We start from the raw sequence: 12,718 nt of genomic DNA, 5'->3' as shown, positions 1-12,718 counted from the left end.
CTCGAATACCTTCCGCCCTACTAACGCTTCGCGAAGGGATTGCTGCCATTGGCCCACTGGACGCGTGCTTGCACCTCGGGCGGGGCGGCCTTAATCATTGCCAGCTCCCAGGCAGTCAAATCTGACGCATACGGGTTTTTCAAGTTTGCAGTCTCGGCCCACTGGTCGGGATTTCTGACCCCTTCAAGGTTGAAATGGATAGTTGTTGTGCTATCAGGATTCAGTGCAGTCCTAACAACAGATTCGAAGTCTTCCCAGTGGTCGTAGTACTGCGCACCCTTGCTGTCGGCAAAATCTTGCAAAGCGTAATCGTTTGAATCGGTCCTCGTCAGTCCCAACGCGATGGCCTCAGGGCAGCCGTCCGTATTGTGAACCAATACTGGCGTGATCCCGGCGAGTACATAGTACGTGTGAAGGTCGGCCACGGTGAGGTTGCGGACGGCTTGTTGCTGGGTCCAGCGGGTGACGGCGAGGACCTGGGAGGTGGTGCCGTCGGGGGACTGGAGGGTGTCGCCGGGCTTGAGGTCGGTGGCCTTGACCCACTCGCCGCGGGAGGCTACCCAGAATGGGTGGCCATCGGTGGCGGTGAGCTTCACGGGGCGCTGGTACGAGCCCTTGGTGAGGGTGATCGTGACCAGGTTCTTGAGGCCCTCGCCCAGGATGAGGTCGGTGACCGGTTCGGCAGAGGTCTCACCGGTTTCGGGGTCGGTGGCGAGGACCTCGTCGCCGACCTGGATGTCGGCTATCTGCTTGGTGGTGCCGTCGGCGAGAAGGACGAGGACATCACCCGGGAACGAGTTGTTCGGGCACTTCGACCGCCGCTGTGCCGCGACGGTCTTCTCGTTCTGCGGGGTGCTCGGGTTGGCGGACCTGCCCTGGCCGTACTGGGCGCGGTTGTCCGCGCTACCGGTGTTCGGCTTCGCGGCGGGCCTGGCCCCCTTCGGCTCCTTCGCCCCCTGCGGACGCTTGCCGCCGCCGCCCTCGCGGTCGGAGCCGGTGATCTCGCCGAGTGCGACCAGTTGGGCCGTCGTGCTGATCAGCAGCTTGGTTTCGTTGCAGGACGAGACCCGCGCGCAGGCGCGCGACATCGCTCCGCGGAAGTTCGACGGCATGAGGCCCATGCCGAAGCTCTGCCGTTCGTCCTTGGCCCGCTCGTCGCGGAAGGTGCTCATGACCGCGGCGTTCGCCGGGGTGTCCGCGATGACCAGGTCGGGACCGAGGTGGATCCACGGGTCGTCGGCCTGCTCGACGTAGTAGTCGCGGTTCTGGACCTTCAGGGTGCCGTCGAAGTTGACGTCCGCCGCGCCGCGGCCGCTGTAGTGGCCGTGGCAGCGGCCTTCCGCGCAGTCGCCGTCGATGAGGCCGCTCGGGTCGGAGCGGTTGATCGGGTCGTTGCTGCTGTAGGAGTAGCCGCCCATCTGGTCGGGGTTGCCGGCCGCGAGGAGGGGGTCGACGGTCAGGAAGCGGCCGAGGACCGGGTCGTAGTTGCGGGCGCCCAGCAGGTTGAGGCCGCTGGTGGCGTCGACCGGCTTGCCGAGGTAGCCCCGGTTGCCGACCCAGCCGGAGGGCTGGAGGCCCGTGCGCACGCTGCCGTAGGGGTCGAACGGGCGCCGGGTGATGGTCCGGTTGGCGGCGTCGACCTGGAGGGTGGAGGTGTTCTGCGGGTTGGCGAACTGGTAGGTCAGCGCGCCGTTGCTGGAGCGGACGACGGTCGTGCCGTCGGGCTGGGAGAAGTGGCGGTCGCCGCTGACGGTGTTTCCGTCGGGGGCGAGGGTGAGCTGTTCGGCGCCGCCGAACAGGTAGAGGACGGTGCCGTCGGGGCCGCGCTGGATGAGCAGTTCGCCGTCGGCGTCGTAGAGGTAGGTGCTGGTGCTGTTGGTGCCGCCGTTGGGGCTGGTGACGCTCTCGGTGCGGCCTTCGACGTTGTAGGTGAAGGTCTGGGTGGCGCCGGCGAGCGGCTGGGTGCCGGTGCCGGTGGCCCACTTCTGGTTGGCGCCCTGGTTGCAGTACCAGAACGAGACCCGGATGCCGGGGGTGCTGTCGTACTGCGGGACGTCGAGGCAGAAGCCGGAGCTGTGCACGATGCCGCCGTCGGCGGAGATGCTCCAGCGCTGGCTGTCGCTGCCGTCACAGGCCCAGAGCTCGACCTGCGCGCCCCGGCCGGCCTGGGCGTCGACCGGGCGGGCACAGGCGCCCAGTACCCGCAGCGTGCCGTCGGTGCCGACGGTCCACTTCTCGCCGTCGCTGTCGTTGCAGCCCCAGAGCTCCACCGGGGTGCCGTTGGCGTTGCTGGCGCCGGTGGAGTCCAGGCAGACCGGGGTGCCGGTGGTGGTGGGCAGCGCCGAGGGCACGGTGCCCGTGCTGCTGAGGGCCCGCGAGACGGTGTTGCCCTGGGCGTCGTACTGCGGGGTCAGGGTCGCGTCGTAGGTGGGCCCGGTGCGCGGGTTGGTGGTGGAGGTCCACCGGTGGTTGGGGTTGGTGTTGCAGTACCAGAGGCCGAGCTGGGCGCCCGGGGTCTGGTTCCAGCCGGGGACCTCGAGGCAGAGGGTGGAGTCGGAGTGGACGAGGGCGCCGTTGCCGCCGTCCTGCCACTTCTGTCGGGTGCTGCCGTCGCAGGTGGTCAGTTCGACCTTGGTGCCCGCATCGGCCGTTCCGGCCGGGGCGGCGCACTTCCCGAGGGCGCGCAGGGTGCCGTCGCCGGGGCGGGTCCACCGCTGCGAGCCGCCGCTGTTGCAGGACCAGGTCTGGACGGCGGTGCCGTCGGCGGTCCGGGCACCCGCGACGTCCATGCAGAGCGTGGAGTGGTCGAAGGCGGGCAGGGCCGAGACGTACTGGCTGGTGGCCTGTCCGGTCCGACTGGTGACACTGGTGGCGGTGTTGGGCTTGGCCGCCGGAGTGGTTCCGTTGCCGGGGTAGGAGACGGCCTGGGTGACGTCGCGAGCGGTGTCGCCGGTGACGTCGCGCCGGACGTGCTGGGTGCGGCCACCGAGCTGGTTGTACTGGAAGGTCTGCCAGTACGGGGCCGGTCCGCCGATGCTGGCCGGGCCGGGGTCGCTGTTGTTGCAGTGCGAGACCACACCCGCGGTCGTCGCGCTGATGCCCCAGGTGTCGGTCCACGCCTCGACGAGGCGGCTGAGGCCGTCGTAGCGGAAGCACTGGGTGTCGAACGCCTGGTCGACACTGCCCGAGGACTGCAGTTCCGAGACACTGGTCAGCTTGCCCGACCGGTCGTAGCCGTACGTGCTGTGCGAGATCGGGTTGGCGTCCGCCTCCTGGAACTGGACGCTGCTCGTCGTCGTCCGGCCGGTGATGTCGTCGTACGTCCGGGCGGTACGGATCAGCCCGCCCTGCTCACCGTACTGGGAGCGGAGCAACTGTCCGAGCGGGTTGTAGTTGGCCTGGGCGAGGAGCTTGGTGAGGGAGGTGCCAGTGGCGATGATCTCGCCCAGGTCGTCGCGGACGTAGCCGAGCCGTTCGGTCGGCAGGCCGCCGTCGGCGCCGAAGTCGGCACCGATGGGACGTCCCAGGTTGTCCTCGTAGTGGAGGGTCTGGGTGTAGTCGCCGGCGAGTCGTCCCTCGGTGGCCGGAACGGTGGTCGTGGTGCTGGTGGGCTGGTAGCGGGTGGTGTAGCCGTTCACCTTCTGGACGTACGCGCTGCCGCCGGCGCCGCCGGTGTAGCGGGTGCTGGAGGTGAGGTAGCCCCTGGCGAGGGTGTCGTAGGTGTAGGAGGCGAGCAGCTTGCTCTGGTCGCCGGTGTTGGTGCCCTCGTAGCGGCCCGTGGTGCGGCCGAGGAGGTCGTAGCTGAAGGACAGCTGCTTGCCCAGGCTGTCGGTGGTGCTGGCCACCCGGCCGAGGTCGTCGTAGCTGGTGCTGGAGCTGCCCGCGTCGGGGTCGTTCGCGGAGACCCGCCGGCCCTGGAGGTCGTAGCCGTAGGACCAGGTGTTGCCCGCGTTGTCCTTGATGCTCGCGAGCTTGCCGCGCTCGTCGAAGGCGTAGCGGGTGGTGACGTCACCGGTGCCCGCCCCGCCGTGGAGCACGGAGGCGGTGGTGCGGCCGAGCGCGTCGGTGTACGTCGTGCTCGGGGTGCCGCCCTCGGGCGGGGTGGTGTCGGTGCGGTCGGCGCCGGGGTAGGCGGTGACGGTCTGCCACAGCTCGGTGCCGCGTCCGAAGAGCTTGGACGCGAGCTGACGGCCCAGACCGTCGTAGACGAGTCGGGTCTGGGAGGGGGCCTCGTTGTCCCGCTCCTCGAACAGGATGTTGCTCGGGTCGCCGTGCGTTCCGTCGTACCAGGCCGCGGTGGTCTTGGTGACCTGCCCGTGGCTGTCGTAGCGGGTGTGCGAGATGACGCGGCCGCCGTCGCCGTTGGCGGGGGTGGACTGGATCTGCCGGGGCCTGAGGAATCCGTCGTAGATGGTGACGGAGGTGGTGCGCCTGCCGAGTTCGGTCAACGACTGGGTGGTGACGCTCGGCGCCTGCGCGCGGGTGCTCGGCGTGTTGTTCACGCCGTGCATGTCGTAGCTGTACAGGAGGTCGGCGGGTCGGCCGGCGTCCTTGGCGTTCCCGGGCAGCCAGGCGGCGGTGCGACGGCCGAGTGCGTCGTAGGTGGAGTCGCCGATCCGGTCGTTGGAGTCGTTGGACCGGAGCAGCAGGCCGCGGGCCGGGGCGAACGTGCTCCGGCTCACCCAGCCGAGCGGGTTGGTGGTGGCAACCTCGGTCGGCAGGGTGCCGGTGGCCGGGGTGTACGCGGTCTGCTCGACGGCGCCGGTCTCGTCGACGCTGCGGACGACCCGTCCGTAGCCGTCGAAGGACTGGGCGTCGACGGTCCGGTAGACCGGCGCGCCCTGCGCGTCGTAGGACTTGACCTCCTGGGTGGCGGTCACGTAGCCGAGGGTGGTGCCGTTCTGGCCGAGGGTGCCGGCGCTGCCGGGGTTGGCCAGGTCGGCGTTGCCGTCGTACACGAGCCGGCGGTCACTGATCGTCTTCGTGGTGGATCCGGCGGTGCCGCACGGTCCGGCGACGGTCAGGGTCCGGTTCGGGTAGCTGAGCATCAGGGGGTTGCCCGCCGGCGGCGCCGCGTAGTCCGTGGTGGTGCAGGTGCGGTCGGCCTGGGTGCTCACGTCCGGCTGGGTGTCGACCTTGGCGGGTCGGGCCCAGCTGTCGAGGTCGGTGACGGTCCGTCCGGTGCGCCAGGTACCGTCGGCGAGGAGCGCGCTGGAGCGGACGACGGTCTGCGAGGTCCGGCTCGCCTCCAGCGGGGGGAGCGGCGACAGCACCGGCGGCGCGGGCTTCTTCGAGGTCCAGGCGGTCCGGTTCCGGCTGAGGCCGGGGACCTTGGTGACGGACACCTCGTTGAACTGCTTGACGACGGGGGTGCCGCCGGCCTGGTTGTACGTGGTGGTCTCCTGCGGGGTGCCGGCGAGCCACGGGCTGTCGGTGGTTTCCTCCCCGAGGGAGTTCTTCAGCCGGACGCTCCGGGGGGTGCGGTCGGCCTTGTAGTCGCCGTCCATGCCCTGGAAGTAGGAGACGGTGGTCCGGTTGACCGGGTCGGGGCCGGAGCCGGAGGTGGTGGTGACGGTCCGGAAGCCGCGGAAGTCGTTCCAGGTGCGGTACTGGTCGTCCGTCAGGTCGGAGTCGTCACGGTGCCAGGCGGCACCGGCGTAGGTGTAGGACGTCTCGCGCGGCGGCGAGGCGGCGGTGGTCGTGTCGGTGACGGTGACCTTGGCGACCAGAGACTTCTGGAACCAGTCGTCGATCGGCGTGGCGCCGCTCGACGGGCTCCAGCGGGCGGGGTAGCAGGCCATGGTGTTGCTGTCGGGCGAGGCGGGCATGGTGCCCCGGACCCGCGAGCACTCGGGGTCCCGGTAGGTCACCGCGACCGAGGTGCCGCTCTCGGTGTTCACCCCGAGGATGCGCGGCCGGTAGAGCGGGTGCGCGGCCGGGGTCGAGCCGTCGACGCGGTTGTCGAGCATGGTGCCCGCGAAGGTGACCGGGTCGAGGCGTATAGGGCCGCTGCCGCCGGCCGAGGTGTCGAGGCCGGTGTGGCGGATCTCGTTCAGCCACATGACCGCCTGCACCGTGCTGGCCGGGTCGTTGCCGGTGTTCGGCTCGATCGTGCCGCCGGCGTCCGCGAACATGTGCTGGAGGTCGTAGCGGTCGACGTTCTGCCAACCGCCGCCGGTGCGCAGTTCGGTGCTGATGCCGCGCAGGCGCTTGGTCGACCAGAACGTGGGCGAGGCGGTACGGCAGACGTTGGGGCCGGTCCCGCCGGTGTGCCACCCGTCCGGGCAGGCGAGGTCGTACGGGACGTCCGGCCAGTCCTTGGCGGTGGTGGCGGAGAGGTTCTCGGGCTTGCAGGTGGTGTCGGAGACGACGCACCGCTCGGCGGACTCGAAGGTGACGCGGGCGGACGGCTCGCGTCCGGCGAGGGCGTCGGCGAGCTGGTAGCCGTAGGAGACGTGGGCGAGCTGGCCGCCGCGGGTGTAGGGGGTGAAGGTGCCGCTGCCGCCGGTGGTGGCGGCCTGGCCGCCGCCCATGGCGTAGCGGTTGGTCTCGGTGGTCCAGTCGTAGCGCTGGAGGTTGCCGCGCGGGTCGACGGCGAAGTCCAGGTTGAAGCGCCAGCCGGGTTGCTGGTCGCACTGGGAGTTCTTGCCCTTTGCGGCGGTGTAGCAGGGGTCGCCGTTGTTCGGGTGGTAGACCGGAACGCCCCAGGCGCTGTTGGTCGGCGCGTCGGAGGTGGTGCCCGGCGCGTGGTTGAGGCCGAGGTAGTAGGCGGTGCCGTCGGTGACGGTCACCTTGAAGTACTCGCCCTGCCACAGGCCGTTGGCCGCGCCGGTGAGCCGCTCGATCCTCGTGCCGTCGTCGCCCTGGAGGTGGTAGACGCCGTTCGCGTCCTGGAGCAGCTCGCCGGAGTGGGAGCCGAGGGCGAGGGTGGCGCGCCAGCCGGCCCAGCACTGGTCGGCGGAGCCGGTGATGCCGCCGGCGTCACAGGACTTGTAGGACCGCTCGATGAAGCCGGGGCTGTACGACCAGCCGTCACCGATCCAGCCGGCCTGCGAGTTGCGGGCCGAGGTCTGGCCGTCGACGGCCTGCGAGTCGTAGGACAGCGCGACACCGGGAGCCGTGCCGGTCAGGGACGGCGGCGTGGTGATCGGGTAGGAGTAGGCGAAGGCACCCGTGGCGGTGTGCGACCAACTGCCGGAGGACGACAGGTCGGTGGCGGCGTAGGAGCCCTGCGCGCCCTTGACGTCGGCGACGGCGGCGAGGGCGATGCCGCCACCACCGCCACCGGAGGAGGCGGCCGCGAGCGAACCCGGCGCGTCGAGCGGGGCGGCGGCCGAGGCCTCGCCGGGCGCGGACTTGGCGGGGGACGGGGCCACCGCGGCGGCACCGGGCAGTGTGACGGTGCCGGTAATGCGCTTGGTGGCGGGGTCGGTGGTGGACTCGACCGGCTGCCGGGTGCGGCACTCGGCGCGCTCGGGCGTGGTCAGAGCGCATTCGGGCATCGCGACCAGGCGCAGGCGGGAGGCCCAGCCGCCGCCGTAGGCGTCGGCGATCGAGCTGTAGTCCAGCGAGACGTCGAGGCCGGCGGCGTCCGTGCTGCCGTCGGTGCGCTTGAGGCCGACCAGCATGCCGTCGACGTTGGCCTGTTCGGTGCGGTTGCGGTCGGCGACCGTGACCTCGACGGCGCCGGGTGCGGAGGGCACGGCGACCGCGGTGGTCGGCGTGCCGGTGGCGGGTGCCGCGGAGGAGGTTCCGGCCTGGCCGTTGCCCTCGGCCGAGGTCCTGGCGCCGGACTTGGCTTCGCCCTTGTCGGTGCCGGGTGCGCCGAGCAGGACCGGGGTGTCGCCGGCGCGGACGGCCGGAGCCTTCCCGTTCCTCTCGACGAGGTCGGGGCGGTTCTTCAGGTCCACGGTGGCCGTGGCCGCGCCGGGCCACCGCACCGCCTCAGTCTTGTGGGCGCGGAGTTCGTGGGCGCCCGCCGGGTACTGGAGCTTCGCGGGCTCGCGCTTGCCGTCGGCGTTCCGACCGCCGACGACCGGGAGCTTCGGGAGCGGTTTCTCCTTCTTCTCGGCCGCCTGGGCGGTGAATGCGACTCCTTCACCGACCAGGGGAACAATGAGTGAGAGTACGGCGGCAACGGCGGAAACAGTCAAGGTAGTTCGCCATCGACCACCTCCTCTCCGCGGAAAACGGTCGACTCGACCCCAAACGGGCTGCATCCGACTTCCCTCCAAGGGAGTGGAATTGAAATACGTCTGTGACCTGCGTCAATACGTGGGCGGAGCTGCCCCGGCATGACCGCCGGAACGCTATTGCCAGCCCGTGCGCGGACGCAATAGCGTTCGGCTGCGACCGTCCGGAACAAGTGACGCCGTATCAGCTGACGTCGGATCGGAAACGCACCCACAATCGGACAGAGGCCACTCGGTCGACGGCTGGTGTGATACGCATCACGAAATCTCGTCGTCGGCCGGGTTCGGTCGTGCTGTGAAGGTGAACTGACACGTCATGGGAGAAATACGTCCGTCCGGTTCGCGGATACGCGGCCGTTCGATGAGACGTCTCGTGCCGGCCTGTGTTCTCGGGCTGGTGCTGGGGGCGGCTCCGGCCGTTGCGCTCGCGGACGACCGGCCGTCGGCCGTCCCGCCGGGTCGGAGCAGCGTCGATGCCCCGGCCTTCTCCGGGCCGGCGGCCGGGCCGCTCCAGGCGGCTCGGTTGAAGGCGAAGTCGACCGGGAAGCCGGTCACTGTCGACGAGCTGACGTCGGAGACGTCGACAACCGTCGCGCGACCGGACGGCAAGCTGGTTCTGACCAGCAGTCTTCTGCCGGTCCGGGTGAAGAGGGGCGGAGCGTGGGCGGATGTGGACACCGCGCTGGTCCGCAACGGTGACGGGAGCTTCTCGCCGAAGGCGACGCCGTCGGGGGTGAAGGTCTCCGGCGGTGGTACCGGGCCGTTGGCGACGCTCACGGACCGGGAGGGACGCAGTCTGGCGCTGACCTTCCCGGTCGCGCTGCCCAGGCCGACGGTGACGGGCGGCACCGCCCTGTATGCCGAGGTGCTGAAGGGCGTCGACCTGCGGGTGGAGGTCGGTGACCAGGGTGGTGTGCGGGAGGTCCTGGTCGTCAAGAACGCCGAGGCGGCCGCGAATCCGGCGCTGAGGTCGCTGCGGTTCGGGACCTCGTCCACGGACCTCGTCGTCTCCAGCGACGAGCACGGTGCCGTCACCGCCGCCACGGCCGACGGCACGGCGGCGTTCAGGGCGCCCGCCCCGATCATGTGGGACTCCGCCACGGACGCCCCCGCGGCGCCCACCGCGTCGGCCGAGCCGACCGCGGCGCCCGCCCCGGCGGGCAGATCGGCCGCCGCGGCCAAGCCGCAGGCCGCAGCCCCGGCCGAGGGCGCGGCGCCCGCCGCCGACCCGGCACCGGCCGCCGGAAGCCCCTCCTCCACCGACGCCCCGGGACGCGGCGCGCACGTCAAGCCGATCGGCGTCGGCACCGATGCCTCGGCCCTGACCCTGACCCCGGACGCGGACCTGCTCGCGGGCAAGGACACCGTCTGGCCGCTGTACATCGACCCGGCCTTCCAGCCGACCACCCCCATGGGCACCAACCACTACGCCCAGGTGATGGAGGGCACGGGCTGCGCCAACGTGCCCAAGTACGACGTGCCGCAGGAGAACGGGGAGGGCATCGGCTTCCAGCACTACCAGTCCAACTGCTACGGCCTCCACCGTTCGTACTTCGAGTTCAACACCTCTGCCGTGACGCCGCAGATGTACATCGACGAAGCGAACATGTACTTCAACGAGTCCTACGCGGCTGCGCACGACTGCAACGCGGATGCCCCGGCCACCCTGAAGTGGACCGGCGGTATCGACTCCGGTACCAGCTGGATCAATCAGCCGGGGGTCGTCGGCGAGATCGGCACCCAGTGGCCGAAGAGCGCGTACTTCGGGTGCGGCCAGAAGGAGGTGGTCTTCGGCGTCACCGGTCAGCTGCGGACGGTCGCCCAGCAGGGCATCAAGGCCTGGACGGTGGGCCTGTTCGGCGACGAGAACAAGTCGGTGGGCAACGACCACTTCATGCGGTTCAGCCACAACCCGGTGCTGCGCGCCACCTACGACCTCGCACCGAACACCCCCGACTCGATGGGCGTCAACCCGGACCCGGTGAACCCCAGCAGCTCCGACTGCGGGAACGGCCGGGCCGGCTGGATCGGCAAGACCGTCCCGCTGCCGGACGGCACGTCCGACATCGTCCTGCGCGCCTACGGTTCCACCCCGATGCCGGGCACCAACATCGTGCTCGGCTTCCACATCTGGGACAACATGATCGCCGACGCCAACGGAGCGCCCGGCGGCGGAGCCCAGCGCGTCAGCCAGGTCATCAACAAGCAGGGCTGGGGCTCCACCACACTGGGGTTCGCCGCGCAGGACGGTCACCAGTACGGGTGGAACGTCTCGACCCACGACGGTCTGCTGGAGAGCCCGGGGTCGGCGTACTGCTACTTCAATGTCGACCTGACCGAGCCGACGCTCGCCGCGATTCCCCCGTCCCCGGTGTTCCCCCCGCTCGGCAGCGGCATCAAGCCGACCGGCCACGCCGGTGACAGCGGTGCGACGATCCGGGTGACCAGCACCGACCCGGTCCCCGGTGGATGCACCCGGGGCAGCTGCATCGCCAGTGGTGTCCGCGAGTTCCAGTACTCGCTGGACGACAACAGCCAGCCCGGCGGCTACGGCACCGTCCCGGCCAGCTACGCGGCCGACGGCACCGCGTACGCCGACATCCCGATCGACCGCAACCCGGACGCCTGGGGAAGCCACCGTCTGAATGTGCGTTCCTCCGACTGGGCCGGCAACGCCCAGGCGCAGGCCGCCACGTACGACTTCTACGCCCCCTGGAACCCGGCCACCAAGGTGGTCGCCGGCGACCTGACCTTCGACGGGATCCCGGACTACCTGCTGCCCTCCAGCGACGGCACCCTGGCGCTGCTCCCCGGCAACGCCGACTTCACCGCCCACTACGGCATCGCTTCGACGGCCGCGCGCAGCCCGCTCCACGACAGCTGGAACAACTACCTGCTGGCGCACCGGGGATCGATCACCGAGAACAGCGTCGACGACCTGCTCGCCTACAACAGGGCGACGAAGCAGCTCTTCGTCTACATGAACGACTCCAGCCACGTCCCCCAGGGCGCGGCGGGCCACTTCACCCAGCTCTCCGTGCAGATCGGCACCAGCGGCACCCTCTGCTCCCGCGGCATCGACGGGACGTGGGGGAACATCACCCAGATGACGGCCTTCGCGCCGACGCCGGCGGTCAAGGGGCGGCCCAACCTCGTCACCATCGAGAACGGCCACCTGCGTTACTACCCGGCCACTCCGCTGGTGAACTGCTACTTCGGCGAAGGCATCGAGCTCGGCGCGGCCGGACAGGACTGGAGCGGCTTCACCCTGCTGTCGCCCGGTCTGGTCAACGGCACCACGGCGCTCTGGGTCCGTGACACCACCACCGGCGCGGTCACCACCCTTCCGCTGCCGCTGGGCGGCGACGGGAAGCCCGCGGCGGGCACCCTGGCCGCACCCGAGCGCCGGACCCTGCTGTCCGCCGTCACCGACACGGCCGGCAAGCGGATGTGCGCCGACATCGATCACGGCTGGACCGCGAACGGCACCGGCGCCGTGCTGTGGAACTGCCCCGGCCAGGGCCTCAGCCCCAACCAGGCGTTCACCTTCGGCACCGACGGCTCGCTGCACGTCCTCGGCAAGTGCCTCGACGTCACCGGTGGTGCCACCGGCAACGGTTCCTGGGTCAACCTGTGGGACTGCAACAACAGCGCGGCCCAGAAGTGGGTCGCGGGCCCGTACACGGGCACCCTGAAGAACCCGCGCTCGGACAAGTGCCTGGCCGTTCCCGAGGGCACCAACACCCCGGGGAACCACCTGATCATCTGGGACTGCTACGACGAACCGAGCCAGCACTGGGAGGCGCCCGCCGCCCGTGCGCTGCTGCCGCTCGGACTCGGCTCGGCCGACTACCCGACCGTGGACTCGCCCGGTGACATCAACGGCGACGGCAACCCCGACCTGGTCACCACCGGGCCCGACGGAACCGTGACGCAGTACCTGGGCGCGGCCCCGGACGGCGACCTGCCCCGCTTCGGCGCGCCGAGGTCCCTGCCGCCGTCCTCGCTGGCCGGGTACAACATCAACTCCGCCCGCAACCCAGCCCGTTGCCTCGACAACTTCGGTGCCGCGAACGGCGGCGACCTGGGCTTCTACGACTGCTGGAACGGCGCTAACCAGAAGTTCGTCTTCGCCTCGGACGGCACGCTGCGCACCGGCGGCCGGTGCGTCACCCCCCGGGACAACAAGGTCGCCTGGGGTACGCAGATCGTCATCGTCGACTGCGCCGGAGCCTCCGGCCCGGAGGGCAACCCCGGGACGTCCGGCCAGGTCTGGACCCTGCGCGCCGACGGCTCGCTCTACAACCCCGCTGCCAACGCCTGCCTCGAACTCCCGGGCTGGAACGACGCCAACGGCACCGTCCCGGCTCTCTGGCAGTGCAACGGCGGCACCAACCAGCGCTGGACCTACTACCCCAACACCGCCTGACCGACCCGTCCCGCAGGACCGGGCCCGCGACGCACTCCGCGTCGCGGGCCCGCAGTCGTTCCGCGCGCCGGCCTGTCCGCTCTATGGCCGTCAACTC

Annotated in this window: 3 protein-coding genes; 1 reads left to right on the top strand and 2 read right to left on the bottom strand. The window is 70.6% G+C overall.

The window, feature by feature from the left end:
- Window positions 1-20: 20 nt before the first annotated feature.
- Both ACW14Y_RS08625 and ACW14Y_RS08620 read right to left on the bottom strand, forming a co-directional pair.
- Window positions 21-8,153 (bottom strand): ricin-type beta-trefoil lectin domain protein, encoded by an 8,133-nt coding sequence (locus ACW14Y_RS08625; protein ID WP_456986409.1) that lies wholly within the window; start codon window positions 8,151-8,153, stop codon window positions 21-23.
- 297 nt (window positions 8,154-8,450) lie between these two features.
- Window positions 8,451-8,969 (bottom strand): hypothetical protein, encoded by a 519-nt coding sequence (locus ACW14Y_RS08620; RefSeq protein WP_456986408.1) that lies wholly within the window; start codon window positions 8,967-8,969, stop codon window positions 8,451-8,453.
- On the opposite strand from ACW14Y_RS08620, the gene ACW14Y_RS08615 reads away from it, so the two are divergent.
- Window positions 8,956-12,621, top strand: a complete 3,666-nt coding sequence (locus ACW14Y_RS08615; RefSeq protein WP_456986407.1) for a ricin-type beta-trefoil lectin domain protein — start codon at window positions 8,956-8,958, stop codon at window positions 12,619-12,621. The genes ACW14Y_RS08620 and ACW14Y_RS08615 overlap by 14 nt on opposite strands.
- The last annotated feature ends 97 nt before the right edge of the window (window positions 12,622-12,718 follow it).

The organism is Kitasatospora sp. cg17-2 (assembly GCF_054031055.1).
The sequence above is the reverse complement of the archived record's forward strand: the minus strand, read 5'-3'. Positions and strand labels throughout refer to the sequence as shown.